The sequence below is a fragment of the Chryseobacterium sp. KACC 21268 genome, from assembly GCA_028736075.1.
In the GTDB taxonomy this organism is placed as follows: domain Bacteria; phylum Bacteroidota; class Bacteroidia; order Flavobacteriales; family Weeksellaceae; genus Epilithonimonas.
Window position 1 is genome coordinate 1,422,755 of sequence record CP117875.1, and the last position, 24,873, is coordinate 1,447,627.

At 37.7% G+C, this 24,873-nt stretch carries 22 protein-coding genes; 11 read left to right on the forward strand and 11 right to left on the reverse strand.

The window, feature by feature from the left end; all coding sequences use genetic code 11:
- Positions 1-8 precede the first annotated feature (8 nt).
- Both PQ459_06795 and PQ459_06800 read right to left on the reverse strand, forming a co-directional pair.
- Positions 9-1,862 (reverse strand): GEVED domain-containing protein, encoded by a 1,854-nt coding sequence (locus PQ459_06795; protein ID WDF48178.1) that lies wholly within the window; start codon positions 1,860-1,862, stop codon positions 9-11.
- Positions 1,863-2,226: 364 nt separating this feature from the next.
- Complete coding sequence (locus tag PQ459_06800; GenBank protein ID WDF48179.1) at positions 2,227-2,856, reverse strand: hypothetical protein; 630 nt, start codon at positions 2,854-2,856, stop codon at positions 2,227-2,229.
- 206 nt (positions 2,857-3,062) lie between these two features.
- On the opposite strand from PQ459_06800, the gene PQ459_06805 reads away from it, so the two are divergent.
- Positions 3,063-4,340 carry an ectonucleotide pyrophosphatase/phosphodiesterase gene (locus PQ459_06805; protein WDF48180.1) on the forward strand — a complete coding sequence of 426 codons (1,278 nt, stop codon included), beginning with the start codon at positions 3,063-3,065 and terminating at the stop codon, positions 4,338-4,340.
- A gap of 594 nt (positions 4,341-4,934) precedes the next feature.
- On the opposite strand, the gene PQ459_06810 is transcribed toward PQ459_06805, so the two are convergent.
- The gene (locus tag PQ459_06810) at positions 4,935-5,999 is read right to left on the reverse strand and encodes an NAD(P)-dependent alcohol dehydrogenase (protein WDF48181.1); all 1,065 of its coding nucleotides are present in this window, start codon (positions 5,997-5,999) and stop codon (positions 4,935-4,937) included.
- Positions 6,000-6,051: 52 nt separating this feature from the next.
- On the opposite strand from PQ459_06810, the gene PQ459_06815 reads away from it, so the two are divergent.
- Positions 6,052-6,483: a VanZ family protein gene (locus tag PQ459_06815; GenBank protein ID WDF48182.1), complete on the forward strand. Its 432-nt coding sequence runs from the start codon at positions 6,052-6,054 to the stop codon at positions 6,481-6,483.
- On the opposite strand, the gene PQ459_06820 is transcribed toward PQ459_06815, so the two are convergent.
- Positions 6,470-8,152 (reverse strand): OmpA family protein, encoded by a 1,683-nt coding sequence (locus tag PQ459_06820; GenBank protein WDF48183.1) that lies wholly within the window; start codon positions 8,150-8,152, stop codon positions 6,470-6,472. The two genes, PQ459_06815 and PQ459_06820, sit on opposite strands and share 14 nt — an antisense overlap.
- A 92-nt stretch (positions 8,153-8,244) precedes the next feature.
- Complete coding sequence (locus PQ459_06825) at positions 8,245-8,592, reverse strand: T9SS type A sorting domain-containing protein (GenBank protein ID WDF48184.1); 348 nt, start codon at positions 8,590-8,592, stop codon at positions 8,245-8,247.
- Between the two features lie 106 nt (positions 8,593-8,698).
- Here PQ459_06825 and hemB point away from each other — a divergent pair, with 106 nt between their 5' ends.
- Positions 8,699-9,691, forward strand: coding sequence for a porphobilinogen synthase (gene hemB, locus PQ459_06830; GenBank protein ID WDF48697.1), 993 nt, complete (start codon positions 8,699-8,701; stop codon positions 9,689-9,691).
- Positions 9,692-9,965: 274 nt separating this feature from the next.
- Here hemB and rmuC read toward each other — a convergent pair whose 3' ends face one another.
- The 3 genes from rmuC to PQ459_06845 all read right to left on the reverse strand — a co-directional run bounded on the left by rmuC (position 9,966) and on the right by PQ459_06845 (position 12,854).
- Positions 9,966-11,249, reverse strand: a complete 1,284-nt coding sequence (rmuC, locus tag PQ459_06835; GenBank protein ID WDF48185.1) for a DNA recombination protein RmuC — start codon at positions 11,247-11,249, stop codon at positions 9,966-9,968.
- Between the two features lie 148 nt (positions 11,250-11,397).
- Positions 11,398-12,276 (reverse strand): polyphosphate kinase 2 family protein, encoded by an 879-nt coding sequence (locus PQ459_06840; GenBank protein ID WDF48186.1) that lies wholly within the window; start codon positions 12,274-12,276, stop codon positions 11,398-11,400.
- Positions 12,277-12,353: 77 nt separating this feature from the next.
- A complete protein-coding gene (locus tag PQ459_06845) occupies positions 12,354-12,854 on the reverse strand; it encodes a DUF1573 domain-containing protein (protein WDF48187.1) in 501 nt (166 codons plus the stop codon).
- Between the two features lie 122 nt (positions 12,855-12,976).
- Between PQ459_06845 and PQ459_06850 the strand changes: the two genes are divergently transcribed.
- The 7 genes from PQ459_06850 to PQ459_06880 all read left to right on the forward strand — a co-directional run bounded on the left by PQ459_06850 (position 12,977) and on the right by PQ459_06880 (position 21,201).
- Entirely contained in the window at positions 12,977-15,595 is a 2,619-nt protein-coding gene (locus PQ459_06850) for a valine--tRNA ligase (protein ID WDF48188.1), read from the forward strand.
- The gene (locus tag PQ459_06855; GenBank protein ID WDF48189.1) at positions 15,595-16,239 is read left to right on the forward strand and encodes a DUF4241 domain-containing protein; all 645 of its coding nucleotides are present in this window, start codon (positions 15,595-15,597) and stop codon (positions 16,237-16,239) included. Before PQ459_06850 ends, PQ459_06855 begins: the two co-directional genes overlap by 1 nt.
- A gap of 72 nt (positions 16,240-16,311) precedes the next feature.
- Complete coding sequence (locus tag PQ459_06860) at positions 16,312-17,220, forward strand: PfkB family carbohydrate kinase (protein ID WDF48190.1); 909 nt, start codon at positions 16,312-16,314, stop codon at positions 17,218-17,220.
- A 55-nt stretch (positions 17,221-17,275) separates the two neighbouring features.
- Entirely contained in the window at positions 17,276-18,139 is an 864-nt protein-coding gene (locus PQ459_06865; GenBank protein ID WDF48191.1) for an alpha/beta hydrolase, read from the forward strand.
- Positions 18,140-18,251: 112 nt separating this feature from the next.
- Entirely contained in the window at positions 18,252-18,896 is a 645-nt protein-coding gene (locus PQ459_06870) for an HD domain-containing protein (protein WDF48192.1), read from the forward strand.
- A gap of 28 nt (positions 18,897-18,924) precedes the next feature.
- Positions 18,925-19,521 carry a hypothetical protein gene (locus tag PQ459_06875; protein WDF48193.1) on the forward strand — a complete coding sequence of 199 codons (597 nt, stop codon included), beginning with the start codon at positions 18,925-18,927 and terminating at the stop codon, positions 19,519-19,521.
- Positions 19,522-19,911: 390 nt separating this feature from the next.
- Positions 19,912-21,201, forward strand: a complete 1,290-nt coding sequence (locus PQ459_06880) for an NAD-dependent succinate-semialdehyde dehydrogenase (protein ID WDF48194.1) — start codon at positions 19,912-19,914, stop codon at positions 21,199-21,201.
- A gap of 225 nt (positions 21,202-21,426) precedes the next feature.
- Here PQ459_06880 and PQ459_06885 read toward each other — a convergent pair whose 3' ends face one another.
- Complete coding sequence (locus PQ459_06885; protein ID WDF48195.1) at positions 21,427-22,458, reverse strand: L,D-transpeptidase; 1,032 nt, start codon at positions 22,456-22,458, stop codon at positions 21,427-21,429.
- Positions 22,459-22,575: 117 nt separating this feature from the next.
- Positions 22,576-23,538: a YpdA family putative bacillithiol disulfide reductase gene (locus tag PQ459_06890; GenBank protein WDF48196.1), complete on the reverse strand. Its 963-nt coding sequence runs from the start codon at positions 23,536-23,538 to the stop codon at positions 22,576-22,578.
- A 67-nt stretch (positions 23,539-23,605) separates the two neighbouring features.
- Here PQ459_06890 and PQ459_06895 point away from each other — a divergent pair, with 67 nt between their 5' ends.
- Positions 23,606-24,217, forward strand: coding sequence for a hypothetical protein (locus PQ459_06895; protein ID WDF48197.1), 612 nt, complete (start codon positions 23,606-23,608; stop codon positions 24,215-24,217).
- Positions 24,218-24,232: 15 nt separating this feature from the next.
- On the opposite strand, the gene PQ459_06900 is transcribed toward PQ459_06895, so the two are convergent.
- Positions 24,233-24,772: a lipocalin family protein gene (locus tag PQ459_06900; GenBank protein WDF48198.1), complete on the reverse strand. Its 540-nt coding sequence runs from the start codon at positions 24,770-24,772 to the stop codon at positions 24,233-24,235.
- Between the last annotated feature and the right edge of the window lie 101 nt (positions 24,773-24,873).

Consider the following 24,873-nt stretch of genomic DNA (forward strand, 5'->3'; position numbering starts at 1 on the left):
TTCACTATTTAATGAAGAAGTACGCTGCAACCTTGAGTGTTGAAACATTTCCAGCCTTCTCCAGTGCCCGCGCCGGTGTAGATCTTAATACAACCTGCGCCTGCGTTCTCATCGGTATCGAAAACCATCATTCCCACAACCGGAATTGCGATAGTCGTTTCTGGATTGCTGTTTCTGGTGATCACGAAACCTTTGGTCTTGCTTTCCAATGCTGTGTATGCAGAGTTTCTGATTGTTGGCCAATCTCCAGCGTTTGCTCTTCCAAGAACTGTTATGCCATGTTTTACAGGGTAGAGTTGTCCTGGATCCAAAGTTGGGTCATCATAGCAATATCCGGGAATTGTTAATTTTCCATCTTCTACTTCCCCTCCGAAGGCAGAACCTGTTGGCAGTGTGATATCTGCAGCGTTTTTTGCAATTCTCAGTCGGTAATAAGTATCTCCTGCTGTTAATCCTGATAATCCTGTCCAGGTAAGCGAAACGCTTGTTGCACCATTTGGAACGGTCACTGTAGCAGATTCTGACGAATCAAAAATTCCGTTTTTGTTAAAATCTATCCAGCCTTTCAGTGTTGCGCTACCTCCTGTTGTATTGACTACAGGAACAACAGCGGTGTAAGAAGTGGATGATGTATACAAGGTTGTAATTGAGATGCTGTTTTCATCATTGATATTACTCAGATCATCGCCATTTGCACTCGTATTAGGACTTCCGTTAATTTCTAAATCTAATTTGTTCCCAATCATCAATGATGCAGTATTGGTTATGGCATCATATTGAGAAGCTCTATGCCTTGGACCATCGGATGTAAGGAATGTTTTATAAGTATCGGGCGCATCACCGAAATCAGATACTGCAAATGGGCTTATCGGAAATGCACAACTTGTTAAATCTCCACCACCTCCTGCAGGCGATATTGCACCGATAGAGGAGATGGTAAAGTCGCCATTCATTCTGAATAAGGTTGTATTGGTAGTGATGTACATTTCACCGGTCGGACTGAAAGCAATACCATTAGGACTACTTCCAATATCTTGTTTTACAATTTGTTCCAAAACCAAAGGCGTTGCTCCCATATTTGTTGTAGGAACTGGGCTCTTAGCTCTGAAAACGTAAGCTGTTGGGCTAGAGCCGGTACCTGCCAAGATCCAAAGATCACCGTTACCATCCATAGCGATATCGCCACCACCATAGCTGGCAAGAAGTGATGTAAGGCTGGCTCCGTTTTGATCTACATAAGTGCTTGTAATTGTCGTCCAAGTATTATTTGTAATGCTGTAATATTTTAATACATTACCATTGGTAATAGCATAATAGCCAGAACCATTAGTAGTTACGGTACCTCTGTAAATAGTTCCTGTTGTTCCCGCCAGCGTTTCGTACAAATTGGTAGCAGGATCATAACTTACAAAAGTATTGTTACCAGAAGTAGCCTGAATCTGAACATAATAAAATTTATTGGTCAGATTGCTGTATCCCAAGGCATTTGCACCATTGGCAGAACTTGCAGGTTTGACGGGATAAGCAGTCGTGTTTACGACAGTTCCCAGTGTACCTGATGTGGCAGGATCTATGAATGCTTTGATTTCTCCTGTAGCTCCAGCCAAACTGTAGATTTTTCCTGAACAATCAAACGCATCAACTGCAATTTTAACCACATTTGAATTTGTAGTGAAGTTATCGGAAGTTACCGCTGTGAATGGTACCAATTGCGTTTGACCATTTTCTTCACCTGCAGTCATCTTGAGTGATATTCCAGCGCTGAGACCTCTCAGCTGGGCAAAAGCTAGATTGCTAATCAGCAGTAAAATTATGACGATGAAATGTTGGACTCGCCCTAGAGTGGGCTTCAATTTTTTCATTTATTTAGTGTTTTTTATGTTTTTATTAATGAATCATATAGTTTTAGAAAGGCCTTTGTTTCTTTGGTCAAAAGTTAAATTGTTGAGATTTTCCATTTTGTCAATTTGATTTATTGACAGGGCTTTATGCTCGAAACACCAAAGTTTTGGTTCAGAGTTTTATTTTGACCGCTGCGTTCCAGAATTGGATCGTGCCAAGTGATGTTTTGAGTTTTAGCTGAACTGCAGGAAGTAACTGCTGGTTTTTAATTTCCAGTGCTTATAATCCTGTACGGTTGAAAATTGATAAATGCATTTTACTTTGGCAGCACATCGGGATGTGATCTCTTTTTAACTACCGAAGAAATAGTAATTAAAGAAAAATCTATACGTAAAAAGGAGGAGGTCTTACAGCGTAAGAATCTGAATGGATATTGCTATGAAAGCACGCTAGATATGTTGAAATGTATTTCTCAATTTGATCTAAAACAATTATTTGAGAATAAATAAAACCAATATTGACAAAATATTTTAGAACTTGGTTTTGTGTTTGGACAATGGCAATTTGATTGATGTGTTGGATGGAAATTGCAATATCAGATTCTGGAGATGAAGTGAAAGTCTCCTCTGATTGCGAATGAGTCTGAGCTAATCTTGGTCTTTGATACTCCGTTTTTATCACAATCTTCTTTTTGCTTTCTATTTTTGAAGACTTCGAGGCAATCGATTTTTTTGGATTTGAGACCTTTACAATTTTATAGTTTGTCTCTGTATCCAGATTTGAGATGCTAACGCCGGATGTAATGTAGATGACAGCTTGAGATGTATTTGGACCACACAAAGAAATGGAATCTTGTGATTCTATATTTCCTTTTTCGAAATCAATGCTATCATTTTTTATGGATTTGGCAAAATTATTTTGAAAAATCAGAAACAACAATAGGAACAATATCTTACCGTCGAATGACAATAAAATATGGTTGCTATTTCCGTAATCTGTTTCTCTTTTTTGCATTGATTAAACTGGTTGATTTTTCCGCGGCAAAGGTAAAAAGCCTAAGTTAATTATACTAAAATTAACGTACCCATCAGCGACCCTTTAATTTTAAATAATTGTTTATCAGTTGATTGTGTTTTAATCGAAATATATTTAAACTTGATAATAGCTTCATATTCACTTAAAAAGAAACCATTATTTTTGCATTAATTTTTTTTGTTTTAATGAGGATTTATCTCACCATCTTATTCGTTTTGTCTTTCGTTCTTTCATTTTCTCAAAGTAAAATAGATACTGCACAAATTGTTGTTACAAATAGGATTAACAGCGCAGAGGCTATTTCAAAACCTTATGTCATTATGATTTCTACAGATGGTTTTCGCTATGATTATGCTAAAAAGTACAATGCGGAGAATCTCTTGAAATATTCAAAACACGGCGTACAGGCAAAAGCGATGATTCCAAGTTATCCAAGCATCACTTTTCCTAATCATTGGAGTTTGATTACAGGACTTTACCCTTCTCATCACGGTTTGATTGATAATTACTTTTATGATTACAATAGAAAGGAGAGGTATGCGATGAGCAAAAGGGAAAATGCCGAGGACGGAACTTGGTACGGCGGAATCCCACTTTGGGCTTTGGCAGAAAAGCAAGGAATGATCTCGGCTTCGTTGCAATGGGTTGGATCTGCAAGTGATGCTGGTGGAAATAGACCAACTTATTATTATCATTATCACGAAAAATTCACACCCTCGGAGAAAGTTGATAAAGTCATTAATTGGCTGAAGTTGCCGGAAGATCAAAGACCACATTTCATCTCATTGTATTTTCCGGAAGTGGACGGGGCGGGACATCATTTTGGACCAGAATCTAAGGAAACAGAAAGTGCAGTTCATCTGATTGACGATGCGATTGGCAATTTGGTTCAAAAAGTCAATAGTCTGGGCTTAAAGAATGTCAATTTTGTTTTTGTTTCCGATCACGGAATGATTCAGGTAAATGGAGGAAATCCTTTGGAAATTCCTCAGATGGTGATGGATAACGATAGATTTGACTACTATAATTCTCAGACTTTATTTAGAGTTTATGTTAAAAATCCGAAAGAAATCCGATCCGTTTTCAGAGAATTGAAGAACAAGGAAACCGATGATTACGATGTTTATCTGGATAAAAGATTGCCAAAATATCTGCATTTTGCCACAAGAGATGACCAATATAAAAGGATAGGGCAAATCCTCTTGATTCCCAAAGCACCGAAAATATTTTTAGAAAAAGGACAGAAAACCTCTAGTGGAAAACACGGCTACGATCCCAAATTGGTTCCAGAAATGAAATCAACATTTTTTGCCTGGGGACCTGCATTCAAAAGCAATCTGATCATTAATGAATTTGAAAATGTGAATATCTATCCTTTGGTAGCAAAGATTCTGGATTTGAAAATAAATCAGAAAATAGATGGTAAGCTGAAAAATTTGGAATGTGTTTTGAATACAAAATAATTATTTAGAACTAATATTAGACTAAAAAAAAAGCCCTCAAAACCGGATTAGGCTTTGAGGGGAGATGTGGAAGTAAAAACACACAAATTACTTCCTAAGTTACCAGTTTACCAATGATAAAAAATAAACTGGTTTTTTTTTATAATGATAATGGATAACTTTTCCATCGTCAATTGTTTTTATTTTTAACGATTCCAATCAGCTTGGTTTATTAAAACCAACGAAGCTAAGTTCTATCATTTTTTTTCTTTAGGGATCGTAATTTTTTTCAGTTATTACTACGGTTTGTTTTTTTTGGTAATGAGGTTGCAAAGAAATGTAGATAAGCTGTTTTTTGCTAAAAATCCGATACCCATCCGATACCCAATTTCAGTAAATTATTGATTGTAAATTAAAAAGGATTATTGCCAATCTGCAACTGGTTTTTGATGGAAAAAATAATTTAACTTTCTAAGTATCTTTCGGTGCGAAAAGATCAGTTTTTTATATCAGTTATTTTATAAAAGGGTACCTAGTGGGTCTTGAATATAATTAGGTTATAAAAAAAGAGAACACAAAAATGTGTCCTCTTTTTTTATGATATGAAGATTTAAATTAATCTTTAAAGCTTTTCATATCAATTACGAATCTGTATTTCACATCGCTTTTCAACATTCTTTCATATGCTTCGTTGATGTCTTGCATTTTGATAATCTCTATGTCAGAGACAATATTTTTCTCCCCACAAAAGTCCAACATTTCCTGAGTTTCCTTAATACCTCCAATCAACGATCCTGCGACAGAACGTCTTTTATAAATCATTGGTTTGGTACTTACAGAATCATTTTCGAATTCTCCAATAAACCCTACCAAAACCAAAGTTCCATTCACAGCAAGAGTCTGCATATAAGGATTAATGTCGTGTTCGTAAGGAACTGTATCGATGATTAGATCAAATTTATTAAGAGCGGCTTTCATCTCTTCTTCGTCTGTAGAGATGATTACCTGATCTGCGCCTAATTTTTTAGCATCTTCCGTTTTTCCCGCACTTCTGGAGAACAAGGAAACTTCAGCTCCCAAACCTTTCGCCAGTTTGATTGCCATATGTCCCAGTCCGCCTAAGCCAACGACTGCTACTTTAGAATTTTCATTCACATTCCAGTGTTTCAAAGGCGACCAAGTCGTGATTCCTGCACAAAGAAGTGGTGCAACAGCTGCCAAATCCAAGTTCTCAGGAACGTGCAGCACAAAATGCTCATCCACAACAACGGATTCTGAGTAACCGCCATATGTTCTTTGGTTCTCTATGTATTTGTCTTTTCCGTTGTAAGTTCCTGTAAATCCATTTTCGCAGAATTGCTCAAGATCCTGAGCACAGCTGCTGCAAGTTCTGCAAGAATCCACCATACAACCTACGGCAGCCAGATCCCCAACTTTGAATTTCGAAACTTCGCTTCCAACACCTGTGATTCTACCTACAATCTCGTGTCCGGGAACTGCAGGGTAAACAGATCCTCCCCAGTCATTTCTCGCTGTGTGTAGATCTGAGTGGCAAACGCCGCAATACAGGATATCAATCTCTACATCTTTTGGTTGGATTTCTCTTCTCTCGATGGTTATTAGTTCCAAATCGCTTTCAGGAGCGTCTGTCCCGAAGGCTTTTACTTTGTGTGTCTGCATTATTTTGAATATTTTTACTTAAAATTTTTATTAATTTATCTATTATCGTTTGATGAAAAAACTGCTTTACAAATGCTATCCTGCACTTATCAATGTCTATACCGTTTGGATGTTATATTTGCTTTTCTTTGCATCTTTTCGCTTTTCAGAGACCATTCTTTTTACAATCAAGACTGTTCCTTTCAAGACCATTGATGAGTACACAGTAAACGTCATCAGATACGATAAGTTAGAATTTTTCAAGAACATCTTTGGAAATATCATTCTATTTATTCCTTATGGTTTTCTAGGCATTCTTTATCCAAAACTCAACAACGTCATTTGGTCTATTCTTACTTTTTTTGTCGTCATTAATCTTGTAGAGTTTTCGCAGTTTTATTTCAAAAGAGGGTTTGCTGATATAGATGATGTTATTCTCAATACTTTTGGATTTGTGATTGGTTTTGTTATATATAAAAGATTTTTCTTTACTAAGGACAAATAACTTTCATCTCCGTTCTACGATTAACTTGATGTTGATTTTCTGTGCAGTTTACATTATTTTTGCATTTATTCAATAGTTGTGTTTCTCCGTACCCGATAGGTTTCAGTCTTGTCTTGGCGATTCCTTTTGCAACCAAATAATCTACAGCTGCATTCGCTCTGTTCTGAGACAATGTTTTGTTATAATCATCCGAAGCTCGTGAATCTGTATGCGATGCTAATTCCACTTTTGCATTCGGGTTGTCTTTCATAAACTGTACCATTTTGTTGAGCTCAGCTTTTGCATCCTCACGAATGAAAAATTTATCCAGATCATAATGGATATTTTTCAGATTGATTGGTTTTCCGCAAGTGGTTTCCTCCATACAGACTTGTAGATTTAGGAAAAACGTATTGTTTCTGTCTACATTTTTCGAACTTACAGTTTCGGTTTGCGAGAAGTAATTTCCTTTTTTTCCGTAGATGTGATAAGCGGTGTTCTTTTCAGCTTTGAAATAGAATCTACCTTCAATGTTGGTTTTTATCTCGTGGACAATTTCGGTTTCATTATTCTTAATGACAACCGTGACATCTCTCAGCGGATTTTTAGAATTACAAATATTCACCTGCCCCTTTACGAAAAATGTTTCCTTATCTGTCGTGATCTCTTTCTTCAACATTCCATTTTTGACGAACTCACTTTTATCCGTTTTGGAAGAAATCAGATCTATATTATAAAGACTTCCTTTGATTTCATAATTTTCAGGCTTGATATTTTTAAAGAAGGCAACCCCTTGCGCATTGGTTTTGGCGAAGTAAGCGCGTTTCCCATTCTTATAAAGTTCTACAAAAGTATCTGGCAAAATTGTTCCTGTTTCTTTATCTCTAGCAATAACAGATAATCCATAATTTGGACTTGAGTCTTTGCCTGAAAATCTGAACGTAAGTCCTGCAAAAACACCAACCGAATGCGCCTCATGATCCAAAGCCGAAGTTCTAATCTCAGTGTTTGCCGTAGAGATCGTGTTTCGATTATCCGTTGTCGCAAAAGGAATATAACCAGATGCATTTCCATTCGCCACTAAATCCTTTGTTTTGAAATGTTGCAAGTAATATCCGCCGACATTCAGCCCAATATTTTCTGAAAAGAACCAGTTAAATTCCAATTCGCCTTTCCCGGAAAAAACATTTTTCTCATCATAACCTCTATGAAAATTAAGATTGTAAGCTGTTGCGCCATTATTTGAGATTAATGAAGTTTCGCCACCTTTGATATTCGAGATTCCACCTTTTAGCTTAAAGGTCAATCCCATATCATCGTTGATCACCCATCGAAAATTCGGACCGATTCCAAAGAAATAACGTTGGATTTTGTTTTCCCTTAAACTTGGATCAGAAAGTTTCATACTTCCCAAATATAAATTCTCCGTTGGATAAGAACTTTTTGGAGTGTTTGAAAGATAATCCGCATTGATTCCCAAACCGATCCAATTAAAATAATAATCTGCCGAAATCCCCAGATTCAAATTAGGTTTGTAATTAATGTATTTTGTTTGGTTGTCGTAGGAAGGAAAATCCAGTCCGCCTCGTAGTGAGATATTAAATTGATTTTCGTCGTACAAAGAACTCCTGAACTGCGAATTGAAAAACTGAGTGAAAATTAGGAATAAAAGAAGGAGAGATTTTCTCATTGATGTAGCTTTCTTGGTTGCCACAAATTTACTGAAATTAATAAATAAAAATGCCGGCTATAAACCGGCATTGTATGTTGAAAATAAAATTTTTACTGTTTGATGATCTGTGTGATCTTCTGTGTATTATCATCCAACGTGTATCTCATTAGATATTTTCCTGGACGCAATTTGTCAAGTCTTAATTCAGTATTATTACTATTGATGTTATACTCTGCAACTTGAGCTCCCAAAATCGAGAAGAAAGTCACTGTTTTAATTTTAACAGAAACGTCTTTTGATTTTAAAACCAAAACATCCTTGGTAGGATTAGGATAGGCTATCAAAACACCATCATCGGTCCTTTGAGAAGAGATTGTACGTGCAGTCTGTGCTTTCATTTCTCCCGAAAATCCTACTGATACTACCGTAAATATGATAAAGAATAAAAGTTTTTTCATTCGCTTTAGTCTGTATTATTACAATTACAACAAATATATTTTAAATAAATTACCTACGCAATAGTCTAACAATAAAAGTATAATTAAATTTGCATAAATATTTTCAATAAAGATGATCTCAAGAAATAGAAGACTCAGAACCAACGATTCTATCAGAAGTCTAGTGCGCGAAACCAGCCTTACAACAAACGATTTGGTCTTGCCAATGTTCGTTACAGAAGGTGACAACAAAAAAGAAGCCATCTCATCTATGCCTGGCGTTTTTAGACAAAGTTTAGATCTTACGGTTAAAACTGTTAAAGAAAATTATGACCTTGGCATCAAAGCCATCAATCTATATATGAAGGTTTCTGAAAACCTGAAAGATAACACCGGAAAAGAAGCCTGGAATCCAAACGGATTGATGCAGACTGCCATCAAAGCTATCAAAGACGCTGTTCCAGGAATCATCATTATGCCAGATGTGGCGTTGGATCCATACTCGATCTACGGTCACGACGGCATCATCAAAAATGGAAAGATTGACAACGATTCGACTGTAGAAGCACTCGTAAAAATGGGCGTTTCCCTTGCAGAAGCCGGCGCAGACATTCTCGCACCAAGCGATATGATGGACGGTCGAGTATTAGCAATGCGCGAAGGTCTGGAGGAAAACGGATTCACAGATGTTGGGATCTTGTCCTACGCCGCCAAGTATGCAAGTGCGTTCTACGGCCCGTTCAGAAGTGCTTTGGATAGTGCACCAGTTGACAATCAGGATATTCCAGCGGACAAGAAAACCTATCAAATGGATTTCCACAATTCCCGCGAAGCCATCGATGAAGCCTTGAAAGACGTGGACGAAGGTGCCGACATCATTATGATAAAACCCGGAATGCCTTACCTGGACATCGTTTCCAAGATCCGCGAACTCATCACGCAACCAATCGCTGTTTATCAGGTCAGTGGCGAATATGCAATGTTGAAGGCCGCAGTGCAAAACGGTTGGCTGGGCAATGACAAAGTGCTCATAGAAAGCCTCACCTCCATCAAACGTGCCGGCGCCGATATGATCTTCACCTACGCCGCTCCCGAAGTTGCAAAACTATTGAATAGATAATATTTTAGGAGCTTAATCCCGCTTTCCACTATATCTTTTTTGCTTTCATCACATTTGGTTTTCGAAACACGATTTGTAAAAAAGCAAAAAAGGATGCCGTTGCAATCGGGGCTATGGGTTTTGTCATCCAAACATTGCTTTGTAAAAAAGTTTTTCCATCTCTTTAAAGAAAGCCAAAGAGTGGCGACCTATTAGTAGAAAATGTAGTTAGGATGAGCAAAGCTCCATAGGAGCGACCTGTAAAAACAGGCATTAAAAAAAATATATAAAAAAATCAATCTTCCTCGCCCAAACCCTGAGGAAGATTTTTTTTGTTCTTAATTCCCAGACCTTTCAACTTCTGAGTCTGGATGATCAAATTGTCATTCCCAGAGCTCAACTGCTTGAAAGCGTCATTGTAAGAATTCTTAGCCTGATCGATATTTTTTCCAATGCGTTCCAGATTATCAACAAAGCCAACAAATTTATCGTACAATTTCGCGCCTCTGTCCGCAATTTCCATCGCATTTCGATTTTGATGTTCGCGTTTCCAAAGGTCTTGAACCAATTTCAAAGAAGTGATCAAATTAGTTGGACTCAGTAACAAAATCCTTTTGTCATAGGCAAAATTCCAAAGATTTGGGTCAGTTTGCAAAGCCGTCATATAAGCCGCTTCACTTGGAACAAACATCATTACAAAGTCCAAGGATTTATCAAAATCATCGTAGGCTTTCTGACTCAGTTGCAAAATGTGATTTTTGACCGATTGCAAATGTTGATTCTGCTTGATGGTGAAAATTTCAGCATCCGTTTCGTCCGTCATTTCCACAAAAGCGGTGAGAGAAACTTTGCTGTCGATGATCACATTTCTATTGTCTGGGTATTTTACAACCGCGTCAGGACGCATTTTTTTACCGGAAAATTCGGAGAAAATGGCTTTGTTGTTTTCATCTCGGAGTTCGTGCTCCATAAAATATTCCTGATTTTTCCTCAATCCAGATTTTTCCAGAATACTTTCCAAGATCATTTCTCCCCAATTTCCTTGGGTTTTGCTCTCGCCTTTCAAAGCGCGCGTCAGCTTTTTGGCGTCTTCGGAAATCTGTTGGTTCAGATCTTTCAGTTCACGCACTTTTTCGCCAAGAGAAAAACGTTCCTTGGATTCCTTGTCATAAGTTTCGTTCACTGTATTTCTCAGTTCATTGATCTTTTCCTGAAAAGGTTCGAGAATCAACTTCAATTGATTCTGATTGAGTTGCGTAAATTTCTCAGATTTTTGTTCCAGAATTTGATTTGCCGTTTTCTCAAACTGAAGTCGATTCGTTTCCTGAAGTTTTTCGAAATCCTCTTTTTGATGTTCTAGATTTTCCTGCAGGTTTTTGTAATGCGCATTCAGTTCCGCATTTGTGAAAAGAAGTTCTTCCTTACTTTTTTGGATCAATGAATTTTCTCTCGTCAATTCAAGATTGGAAAGTTTTAACTCTTCAATTTTTTGTTGATAATTGAGTTCATTTTCCTGAGCGCGAATCAGTTTTTCATTGGCTTCGTCAAAGTTTTTTTTGCTGACGGAATTTGATTTCATTAAAAGGAAGATTAAAATTCCTCCTACGATTATTCCAATAAATAAGTAAATGATTTCCATTTTATCCTTCGTTATTTTTCACAATATTAAAATAACTTCTGTTCATAAAACTGAGGTTTTCCGTAAAATTAATAATTGATCCAGAATCTTATTTCTCGTTTTCCAACTTATTTTTAGATTCTGCCAAAGCTTTTTTCTCTTTGCCGGAAAGTTCAGGAAATTGCAGATCCATTTCCTCGAGCTTATCAATGATGATTTGAATTGCAGCAACTCTGGAAAACCATTTTTGGTCAGCTGGAATCACAAACCAAGGTGCAGAATCTGTGGAAGTCTCTTTGATTGCTTTTTCGTAAGCTTTTTGATAATCATCCCAGAATCCTCTTTCTGTAATATCGCCTTCCGCAAATTTCCAGTTTTTATCTTCTTCATTGATCCTATCGAGAAATCTTTCTTTCTGCTCCTCTCTGGAAACATTCAGAAATATCTTGATGATCTTCGTTCCGTTATTGGCCAAATGCTTTTCAAAGTTGCGAATACTTTCGTATCTGTTCTCCCAAAACTTATCATCAAATTGCTTCACATCGGTCCAGGTTTTTTCGCTGAGATTATATTCTGGATGAACTTTGCAAACAAGAACACTCTCGTAATGAGAACGGTTGAATATCCCGATTTTTCCCTTCGCAGGAAGAGCCAGATAATGTCTCCAGATAAAATCGTGAGAATAATCTTTGGAACTTGGCGTTTTAAAGCTGGTCACTTCACAGCCTTGCGGATTCACACCACCAAAAACGTGTTCTATCAAACTGTCTTTTCCTGCAGCATCCATCGCTTGAAGGACGATTAGCAAAGATTGACTTCCATCCGCGTAGAGTTTTTCTTGCAGCAATCGAAGTTTCTCTTTTTCAATTTCTAAAAGTTGTTTTGCTTCGTCTTTGTTGATCTTTCCTTTATATTTTGTTTCGTGTTTTCCTATTTCGAATTTTGAGTTTTCTTTGATCAAAAAGTCGTCTGAGAAATTGTAGTCCATAATTAATGATTTAATGTAAAAATATAAAAAAAACCGCTCCAGAAAAGGAGCGGTTTCAAATATTTGTGACTAAATAATTATTTAGCAGCAGCTTCTACATTTTTAGAAGTCGCTCTCTTGATTGCTTTTTTAGCTGGTGCTTGCTGAGCTTTAACAGTTGCAACTGGTTCAGGGTTAGCAGTCAAACTTACGGCTTGAGCTGTAGCTCCGGCAACATCTTCTACATTACCTTTGATGTAAAGTACAGATCTGTTATTTGCAGGGTCGTTGGAATAAACTTCAATTAATTTATTGAAAGCACCTTTGATACCTGTATTGTATCCAACTTTTATTTGAGCTGATTTTCCTGGTAAGATTGGGTCTTTGCTCCATTCTGGAGTTGTACATCCGCAAGAAGGTTTTACCTCACTGATGATAAGTGGCTTGTCTCCTGTGTTTTTTACAGTGAAAAATCTGTGACCATCAGCTCCAGCTTTTACATTTCCGTAATCGAAAGTCGTTTTGTCAAATGAGATTGTTTGAGCAGATGCAAAAGCCAAAGCTCCTGTCATAAATAATCCTGCAAGAATCTTTTTCATATTTTTTTGTTTTAGTATAATTAAACTTTTAAGTAACAAAGTTATAAATAATTTAAATATGTGATGTTATTTTTTCACATTATCTTATTTTTGCAACTTATAAGCCAAAAATAACTTAAGAAATGCAGATCGCTGACAAGTATAGTCCACAAGAAACTGAGCAAAAATGGTACGACTTCTGGTTGGAAAACAAATATTTCCACTCAACACCGGATGACAGACCACCTTATACGATTGTAATTCCGCCGCCAAACGTGACAGGGATTCTTCATATGGGTCACATGTTGAACAATACCATTCAGGATGTTTTGGTCAGAAGAGCGAGAATGCAAGGTTTCAATGCTTGTTGGGTTCCGGGAACGGATCACGCATCAATAGCAACCGAAGCGAAAGTTGTGGCAAAACTGAAGTCTGAAGGCATCAGCAAAAAAGATATCACGAGAGAAGAATTCCTGAAGCACGCTTGGGAATGGAAAGAAAAATACGGTGGAACCATTTTGGAACAATTGAAAAAATTGGGTTGTTCTTGCGACTGGGACAGAACGAGATTCACGATGGAAGAGAATCTTTCCAAATCTGTGATCAAGGTTTTTGTTGATCTTTATAATAAAGGATTGATCTACAGAGGTTACAAAGTGGTGAATTGGGATCCGGAAGCTCAAACCAATATTTCTGACGAAGAAGTAATCTTCAAAGAACAAAACGGGAAATTATTCTATTTAAAATATAAAATCGAAGGAACAGAGGATTTCCTAACTGTTGCGACGACACGTCCGGAAACCATTTTTGGTGATGTTGCGGTGTGTGTAAATCCAAATGACGAGAGATATGCTCACTTGAAAGGTAAAAACGTGATTGTTCCAATTGTAAACAGAGTTGTTCCAATTATTGAAGATGATTATGTGGATATTGAATTCGGGACTGGAGCGTTGAAAATCACGCCGGCTCACGATATCAATGACTACGAAATTGGACAAAGACATGGCTTACCAATCATCGATTCTATGGATAATGACGCGGTTCTGAACGAACACGGAATGCATTACCAAGGTCAAGGCAGATTCACGGTTAGAAAAGAAATTGCCAAAGAATTAGAAAAAAATGACCTTCTTCTAAAAGCGGAAGATTACGTGAATAAAGTTGGAACGTCTGAAAGAACCGGCGCCGTGATCGAGCCGAAAATATCGGTTCAATGGTTCCTTAAAATGTCTGAAATGGCAAAACCAGCTTTGGATGTTGTGATGGATGATAAGATCAAATTCCATCCTGAGAAATTCAAAAATACCTATCGCCATTGGATGGAGAATGTTCACGACTGGAATATTTCTAGGCAGCTTTGGTGGGGACAACAGATTCCGGCGTTCTACTATGGAACGGGCGAAAATGAATTTGTGGTAGCTGAAAATATCGAAGATGCTGTAAAATTAGCTCAAGAAAAAACTTCCAACTCCCAACTTCAAGCTTCTGATTTAAGACAAGACGAAGATGCGCTAGATACTTGGTTCTCCTCTTGGTTGTGGCCAATGTCGGTTTTCGAAGGGATTTTGGATCCGGAAAATAAGGACATCAATTATTATTATCCGACTGCGGATCTGGTTACTGGACCAGATATTATTTTCTTCTGGGTTGCCAGAATGATCATGGCTGGATTGGAATTCAGACAAGAAGTACCGTTTAAAAATGTTTATTTTACAGGAATTGTAAGAGATAAACAAAGACGAAAAATGTCCAAGCAACTAGGAAACTCACCAGATCCAATTGATTTGATCGATAAATATGGCGCAGATGGCGTTCGTGTGGGAAGTTTGTTGAGTTCTGCAGCAGGAAATGATCTTTTGTTTGATGAAGACTTGATGTTGCAAGGAAGAAATTTCGCAACGAAAATCTGGAATGCGTACAAACTGATCCAAGGTTGGAAGCGCGACGAATCTATCAAAGCTCAAAACCACGACCTTCAAACCATTGAATGGTTCGGTGAACAACTGAATAAAACGATTGGCGAGATTGAAGATCAATTCTCTAAATTCAGGATTTCTGACGGATTGCATTTGGTTTACAAATTGATCTGGGACGATTTTTGTTCTTGGTATTTGGAAGCTGTAAAACCGAATTTCGGTGAGGCAATTAGCGAAGATGTTTATCAGAAAACAATTGCTTATTTTGAGGAATTGATGAAGCTTTTGCATCCATTTATGCCTTTCTTGTCAGAAGAACTTTGGCAATCAATTTCAGACAGAAAGATTGATGAAGCTTTGATCATTACACAACAGAAAAAATCTGAAAGTTATAACGAACAGACCATCAAAGATTTTGATTTTGCTAAAGAAGTAATTTCCGGCGTTAGAAATTACCGTCAGTCAAAAGGAATTTCGCCAAGAGAATCTGTAGAAGTTTTCACAAACGCAACAGAATTAAAAGATGCTGAGGTGATTCAGAAATTATCCAATATTTCAGAAATCAATTTCGGTCAGAAAACCGATAAACCTAGTTTCACATTCTTGGTTGGTTCCAATGAATTCTCAATTCCATTAAGCGAAAATCTTGACCTTGGTGAAGAAAAAATCAAAACTGAAGAAGAGATCAAATATCTGAAAGGTTTCTTAATTTCGGTTGACAAAAAGCTTTCAAACGAGAAGTTTGTGGCTAATGCAAAACCAGAAGTTGTAGAGATCGAACGTAAAAAACAAAAAGACGCTCAGGATAAAATTGTCCTTTTAGAAGAAAAACTGAAAAGTTTATAATGACTCATATAGAAAACATAAAAAAATTATTCTCCAAAAATTTTGTAGAAAACCCACTTCTGGAAACGTATGAGGCTGGAGAAATTCATATTTCTTCAGGTTTCATCGTGGCCAGCGATCCTTTGATTTCGCCAGATCATTCGGCTTTCACGCAGGAATTCCCAAAAGGTAATTTCCCGGTTCATATTTACAAGGAAACAGAATCCAATTGCGTGGCTTACGCGGAGATTGTTTTTGATAAAAATAAAATCGCTGAAAACTGGAAACTCGCTTTGTCTGACGGTCAGAATTTGAAAGATCTGAAGGACGAAGAAATCTACGGCTATCTTGTAGAATCCGGGATGGGAAGTTTTATGGACAAAGATGCTCAGAACGCTTTGAACCAATTGGAAAAAGATTTATTTAATCAAAAAGGCGATCAGTTTATGGGAATCTATGAGGAATTTTTCCATTCGCATTTCTTCAATGATAATGGCGCAATTGACCAATTTTCATTATTAAAACCATACGAAGATAAAAAGGAAAATATCGCCGCATTCGAGACAGGTTATGGCGAAGGTTTCTATGCAACGTATATCGGTTATTCTAAAGATAATCAAGTAGTTAAATTAATTTCTGAATTTATAGAAATTGGTATGGATTAATTGATTACTTTAGCTTCAATTGAAATCGTAATTGGCGATTCCATTTGACTCCTAATATTATCAAAATTACCAATGAAACTGAGTAATGCAAAACCGCAAATCGTAGTTGTAGGAAGTTCTTCTATTGATTTGATTATGAAGACTTCCAAAATTCCAACCGCAAACAACACTGTTCTCGCAGAGAATCTGTCGAGTTATTTGGGTGGAAAAGGAGCGAATCAAGCAATTGCAACTTCACGACTAGGCGCGCATACATCGCTCGTGAGTTGTGTGGGAATGGATCCTTATGGGCAACAGGTTTTAAGAAATTTGGATGATGAAGAGGTGAATGTGGCCTACGTTTTCGAAGATGAAGAAGAAGCCACTGGAACGGCATACGTAACAGCTTCCGAAGATGGAAATGCCATCACAGTAGTTCCCGCAGCCAATTACAATTTATCCCCGAAAAATATAGACGAGGCCGAAAAATATTTGGCAACCGCAGATTTGATCCTGACTCAGATGGAAATTCCTGCAAAAACTGTGGAATATCTTTTCAAAAAAGCCAAAAAACTGAATAAAAAAATCGGAATTTACGCTGCTCCGGCAAGCAGACTTTCTGATGAGGTCATAGATTATGCCAGTTTCATTGTTGCGAAAAGCACAGATTTAGAAATTATCTTTGGTGAGGGAAATCATGAAGATATTATGAAACATCTTCCTAATAAATTATTTGTGAGAGATGGCGCCAACAGTACCAGTTATTTTGGTGGTTCTGAGATGAAATATTTCCGAAAAAATCCAAGCACAGAAGCGCACAGCATGGGATTGGGAGACGCTTTTACATCAGGATTTTCTATCGCACTTCTTCATCATAATTCTATAGAAGATTGCGTAAAGTTTGGGAATGAAGTTGCTTTAAAAGCCGCCGATTACAGAGGTTCTCAGAAAGGTTTGCCTTACCTTAATGAGATGAAGGAATTAATATCTCTTGCATATTAAAAGTCCCTAAAACTCAAATAAAATTTTCTACTTTTACTGAAATCTAATCGCTTTCATGAAAAGTATCGATGTTTTGACCCAGGACAATTATTCATTGTCTGTCCACCTTTTTGAGCCTGCAGATCCGAATCACAAATTAATACTGATCAACTCTGCAACTGGCGTTAAACAGCAGATCTACTTTTCATTTGCACAATTTTTCTGTGATCAAGGTTTTACGGTCATCACTTACGATTATCGCGGCATCGGACTTTCGAAACCAAAAAAGATGAGAGGTTTTGAAGCATCGATGAGGGTTTGGGGAACAGTAGATTATAAAGCAATCACAAGTTACATTAAAACCAATTTTCCAGACTATCAAAAGTTTTGCCTTGGACATTCGCTCGGTGCTTTGATCTTGGGAATGAATGAAGATTCGAAGATGTTTGAGGAGTTCATTTTTGTTGGAACGCAGAATGCTTTTGTTGGAAATTTAAAGTTCAAAACAAAAATCGAGGCTTATCTTGGCTTCGGAATTGCACAGCCGTTGTCGACAAAGATTTTAGGCTATTTTCCCGGAAATTGGTTCGGACTTGGCGAAAGTTTACCAGCTGGAAGTGCTTTCGATTGGCAAACGCTGATTCTCAATAGAAGATCGACCAACAAGTTATTGGAAAAGGTAAAGGATTATTCAAAAGAGCTGACTCAAAAGGTTTTTGTTATCAGGGCAGAAGACGATGCGTGGCTCACGGAAAAAGGCGTAAAGTCTCTTTTGGAGGACACTTACCCGAATATGAGACCAACTTATAGATTAATAAAAACCTCCGAATCCGAAAGGAACGAAATAGGACACATCAACTTTTTCCGAAGCTACAATAGGAAACTTTGGAATATCATTCTTGAGGAGCTAGAAGTTGGAGGTCGGAAGTCAGAAGATTAAAAAAGGTAAAAAAATAATTTCTTTCTTTGATGAGTGAAACATCCTTGCGAATCTTAAAATATTTTTAATATAAATAAAAAAATCATTGCGCATTTTGCGTTTAAAAAGTAATATGGAATTGATCAACAAAACAATAGAATTAGTAAAAGAAAAATTAGAAGGTACAGAATCCGGCCATGACTGGTTCCACATAGAACGCGTTTGGAAGCTGAGTTTGAAAATTCAGGAAAAAGAAGGTGGAGACAAATTAATCATCGAATTAGCTGCGCTTTTGCACGACATTGCCGACCCAAAATTCCATAATGGCGACGAAACAATCGCTACAAAGATTGTAACCGAATTTCTGACCGAACAAAAAGTAGATCAGGAAACCATAGACAAGGTCATTTTCATTATAGAAAATATGTCCTTCAAAAACAGAAATGATGCTCCGAAAGAGTTGCCTTTGGAACTGAAAATTGTCCAAGATGCAGACAGATTAGACGCGATTGGTGCCATCGGAATTGCCAGAACTTTCAACTTCGGCGGCTACAAAAATAATCTGATGTACCATCCAGACATCCAACCAAAACTGGGACAATCCAAAGAAGAATACAAAAAATCCAACGGAACCACCATCAACCATTTCTATGAAAAATTGTTGCTTCTCAAAGATCTGCTCAATACAAAAACAGCCAAAGAAATCGCAGAACACAGGCATCAATTTATGCTTCAATTCCTGGATGAATTCTACAAAGAATGGAATGTCACTTTTTAATTAAAGAGAAACCATTATCTTTGTTTCAATGATAATCATTCTAATCCTAATTTTTCTCATCATTGCATTGTTTCTATCGGGCATCCGGGGAGGAAAATGGAGTTTTTGGAACAAGGTCGTCCGCACAATTATTACCATTTCTGCAGCGGCCTATTTCACATTTTGGTTCGTAGAGAGGAGTGTTTCCCAGTTTTTGGAAAACTCATTGGCGGTTCAGGTCATCAATTATCTGCCGCAGCCGATAGATTTCTACATCATCAGAATTCAAGACCAAGTGCCTGAATATCAGAAATTCAGTTCCAAACACGTTGGTCAGATCCGCCCAGAATATTTCAGGATCGAGTATCTTAATATGCAGAAGTCCAATGAGTTTTGGGTCGTTGGTTATCTGGGGAAAGGTAATTTGGTTTACTTTTCACAAGTTGCCGTTCCAAACAAAAACGAAGACAAGATCATCGAGGTTCGCAACTACATCAACCACAGTTTGAAACTCTCTGCCATCGCCACAGAAAAAGTAGCCGAATTGAAGTACGAGAACATCAAACTCAGCATTTGGGTGACTTTGGACCTGCTGTTGATATTCCTGAACGCCGTTTTGCTTTTCAAAAGCAGTAAGAAAAAGTAGAATTATTTGGGCAGCTTTTGACATCCGTCGAAACCTTATTTTTATTGTTTTTATGGCAGCTTTTCCGCCTTCCACTCCCGCTATTTTTGCCTTTGCTCTTCCAGCCACAAAAAATGAGCTCCGTTCAAGTCGGGCTGCGATGACGACCTAGTTTCGACACTTGTCTTAACAAGTAAAAGGTTTAAGCCATAATTTTCATATTTATAGATTTTACGCTGAACTGAGTCACAACATTTTACAAATCTCCAATTTCATTATTTATAAAATTTAATACTAAAATTTATAAAAAGTATAAAATTTGGTTTTCGGTTGATGAGCAACTTTGTACATTTAGCAATTCAAAAAAAGTGGTACAATTACTGCAGCCTAATTAGACAAAAAATATTTCGAATGAATCTAACCAACAATATAAATTCAGCACAGAAAACTTTCCTGGAATGGAAAAAAGTACCGTTCACAGAAAGACAAACTTTACTCCTAAAACTCGCTGACGTCCTTGAAAAAGACAAAGAAAAATTCGCAAAACTCATCACCACAGAAATGCACAAACCGATTTCTCAATCCATTGCAGAAATCGAAAAAAGCGCAGGAATGATAAGATATTATGCAAAAGCAGAAAACGTCCTGAAACCAGAGAAAATCAAAACCGAATTCGATGTTTCTGAAGTTCATTACGATGCGTTGGGAATTATTCTAGGCGTGATGCCCTGGAATTTTCCGTTCTGGCAAGTCCTTAGATTTGCAGTTCCAGCGATTTTGGCAGGAAATGTAGTCTTGTTAAAACACGCTTCCATCTGCTTCGAAAGTGGCGATGCGGTCGAGAAAGTTTTTAAGGATGCAGGTTTCCCAGAATACATTTTCCAAAATCTGAGAATCGGCCACGAAGAAATCAAAGAAATCCTGGAAAATCCATATGTAAGAGGCGTAAGCTTGACTGGAAGCGAAAAAGCCGGTGCAAACGTTGCAGCACTCGCTGGGAAAAATATCAAAAAATCTGTTCTGGAATTGGGCGGAAGTGATGCTTACATTGTGTTGGACGATGCAGATGTAGAAAAAGCAGCAACAGAAGCGCCAAGCGGAAAACTTCAAAATACAGGTCAGGTTTGTAATGCAGCGAAACGTTTCATCGTGCATCAAAAAGTGGAGAAAGATTTTGTTCCGAAATTCGTTGCGGAATTTAATTCTTATCAACCAGCTGACCCTTTCAATAAGGAAACGAAGCTGAGCAAAATGGCAAGACCAGATTTGGCGGACGAACTGGAAAGCCAGTACAAAAAAGCTTTGAGAAATGGGGCAGAAGTGGTTTTGGCCTTGGAACGTATTTCGGAAAGTGAGTTTCGTCCGGGAATCATCTTGGTGAAGGAAGGTAATCCGATTTTGCAGGAAGAACTATTCGGACCCTTGGCTATGCTGATGGTTGGAAAAGATGATGAGGAGATTCTGAAACTGGCGAATGATATTCCGTTTGGATTGGGAAATTCTGTCTGGACGAAAGATAAAAAACGCGCACAATTCTTCATAGAAAACCTGGAATCTGGAACGGTTTCCATCAACAAATCTACAAGTTCTGATGCAAGACTTCCTTTCGGCGGTGCAAAATCCTCTGGTTACGGCGTTGAGTTGTCTTTGCACGCCATCAAGGAATTTACGCAAATCAAAACGGTGGTTGGAAATATTTAGATAAGTAAAAGATAAGCGCTTTGACTCAGCTCAGTGTGCCGATTATAATAATAAAAAACCCTTTCAAGATAATCTTTGAAAGGGTTTTTGTTTTATTTGAATGACAAATCTTGTTTTGAAGACCAATCCCATAGCCCCGATAGTAACGGTTACCCCACAGCAGGCGTTGGGAAAGCCTTGGCGCGAGGAGTAATAGTGGATAGCGGGATCAAGCTCCTAAAAAACTTAATTCATATTTGCTGATAGTTGATTCTGGCTTTTTAGATTGGCGAGAGAATCTGCTTTTGCTTTTTTCTCAGCTGTAACCTGCTGAATCACAATGTCTCTGTTTTCCTGCTCTTTCATAATGGTTGCAAGATGAGGTTCTATGATTTTGTTCATTTCATCTTCGGAAATGTTGTTGGCTTCCGGCGAATCTAGAAGTTTTTTCCAAGGTCGTCTCTTGCCCCAAGGATAATCGCCGTAAACGATAACAGGCGTTCCCTTTGCTCTTTCTGTTGCTCCGCCTTTGTTCAGAACCCAATTGTCAACCCAGGTGTACATCCATTTGGCGTCCTCCTCCAACATCCGGAGACAAGCGTGCGAAGCTGGATATCCAGGCATTGCGTACTGGTGCCAGCCGATGCCGTCGAAATTGGCAATATTCACGTTCCATCGCAACTTCCACTCATCGCTGACGGTGGAGATGGCGACTTCTTTTTTCCAGTTGGCGAACATCAAACCGGTCTTGGTCTTGGTGGCTTTTTTGCCCATACTGGTTGGTCCCCATTTCACGATGTTTCCGTACTCATAAACGCCGTACGCCTGAATCGGGTAGGAGAAGAACACGAATTTTTTCACATTCTCCAGACTCGTGATGTGACCTGGAAATGGTGAGTATATCAGGAAATCGTCCTCGATTTTTGCGGGAACTACCAAAGTGTCTGCTGCGCCAATGTTGGCTCTGTCCAAGCGGTTGAGCGCAAGAATCGTGTAGAGTGCTTTGCCGGTAAATTCTTTTTTGTTCTTTTGAGAAACGGAGTCGGTGCTTTTGTAGACCCAAGGGAAAAATCCGAAATCTTTTCTTGGGATGACCACGTCCGGTACTTTTGGTTTTTCTTCTTCTTCTTTTTTCTCTTCCTCTTTTTTGTCATCGGAACCCAAAATGTCTGTGATGGGATTGTCTCTTGTCTCGGAAGGTACATTTTCGTCCTTTTTACATTGAACCAAAATTAAGCTCGAGGCGATGAATAAAGGAAGTAAGTTTTTAATTTTCATAGGATTCTTAGTGTTTTTTTTTCAGCCTGAATATAAACAAAAAGAGTACCATTTGGAAATTAAAATGAGTCTTAACTGATAAATGTGGAAAATTTAATTATCAATATCAATAATCGTTTATGACTTCTCAATGATGTTTTTGATGATTTGTTTGGCGTGGATTCTGGAATTCTCTATAAACCAGAGATGCGTGTCTTTTCCACCACAAACGACGCCTGCGAGGTAAATCCCTTCGATATTGCTTTCCATTGTCTCGGGATTGTAATTGGGATTCAGACATTCGTTTTGTAAATCGATGCCGATATTTTGGAGGAAATTAAAATCTGGCAGATAGCCTGTCATTGCGAGGACGAAGTCATTTTCTATTTCTTTGATGTCACCGGTTTCTGTTTTGAAGATAACGGAATGTTCCTTCACTTCCAAGAGTTCAGCGCCGAAGAAAGCCTTGATGCTGCCTTCTTTGATTCGGTTTTCGATGTCTGGTTTGACCCAATATTTGACGCTTGGTGAGATTTCATTTTTACGGACAATCATCGTCACGTTTCCACCTTTTCTGTAGATTTCCAAAGCAGCATCCACTGAGGAATTACTGGAGCCTATGACCACAACATTTTGAAAGGCGTAAGGATAAGGTTCCGTGTAATAATGCTTAGCCTTAGGTAAATCTTCTCCTGGAATGTCCATCATATTTGGAATATCATAGAAACCTGTGGCGATGATGACATTTTTGGCAAAGTAAATCTGTTTACTCGTCTCGACCTGAAAAAAAGTTGATTTCTCAATATTCAGAACTTTCTCATACGGTCTGATATTAAGTTCTTTTTGACGCGCAATGCCTTGGTAATATTCAAGGGCGTCTTGTCTGCCAGGTTTTGGTTTGGTGGTGATGAATGGGATTTCGTCAATTTCCAAACGGTCGGCCGTTGAGAAAAAAGTCATATACAAAGGATAGTTGTAAAGGCTGTTCGCCACCGTTCCTTTTTCTATAATGATATATTTTAAATTATTTTTTTTCGCTTCCAGAGCGCTCGCCAAGCCTATTGGTCCGCCGCCAACAATAAGAACATCGTATAATTCCATAACTCAAATTTACGAAGATAAAATTTTGATTGTATATTTATGGCCATTATTTTGATAAAAATTAATTATGAAAATCAATACATTATTAGTCTCGGTAATTCTAATTGGATGTAATAAAGTAGATCCTAATCAAGCGATTATGCAGAAAACAAATACCGAACTTACAGTAGAAAAAGGAAATTCGGAAGAAAAAACGATTATTAATATTAATAAAGAAATCGTTGATGTGCTGAAAAACAAAGATTACGCAAAGCTCTCTACGTATCTTCATCCGGAAAAAGGAATTCACTTTTCGATGTACAGCTTTGTTTCGGATCAAGACAAGAGTTTTTCCAAAGCGGATTTCGAAAAATATATTGATGCTGATGAGAAATTCACCTTCGGTCACAAAGATGGTTCCGGTGCGATTTACACCGTGTCACTCAAAGATTATCTAAAGGATTGGGTTTACAAAAAAGATTTCAGCACTGCTAAGGTCAATTACAATAATTTTGAAGGAAAAGGAAATAGCCTGAACAATGTCAAAGAAAAATATCCCAACGCAGTAACTGTTGAAAATTACTTGGCTGGGACAGTGGAGTATTCTTATATGGATTGGAATAGTTTGATCTTGGTCTTCGAAAAGGTTGATGATCAGTATTATTTAGTTTCGATTTGTAATAATCAATGGACGGTTTAGTCGTGTGAGTAAGCGCTATTGTTTGACCCAGATCAACTTCGAGGTGTCATAGCCGACAGATTTTGCTTTTTCCAAAAATCTGCTTTTGATCTCTTCTGGAATCGTTTTTTCTCTAGAAAGAATCCAAAGGTAATCCAGGTTTTTTCCTGCAACCAAGGCGTATTTGTAATTCTCGTCCAGGTCGATCACGTTGTAGCCTGACCAAAATGGTTTGAAAAAGGAAACTTTCAATCGCGCCTCGTTCTCAGCATTCACAAACTTGGCTTCGCCCGTGCTTTGTTTCCATTCTTTTTTGACGTAATCATAACCTCGGTTTTCAACTTTGATCGTACCGTCTGGATTTTTGGAATAAGTTGCCGTCACCTGGTCCATATTTTTTTCAAATTTATAATCGAATCTGGCAATCTCGTACCATTTCCCAAGGTATTTTTCAGATTCAAAATTCTGAATGGCTGTGGCCTTTTCCGGGATTCCCGCTGAGCAAGAATTTAAAAGTATTAATCCTAAAATTCCCAATGATACAGGGATTCCTATTTTTAAGAATGAATTTTTCATTTGATAATATTTCTTCCATCAATTCAAAAATAGTTCCATTCAAAGTAGATTACAGAATGCTTTGTTATTATTTAATATTATTAATGATAATTAAATTATTT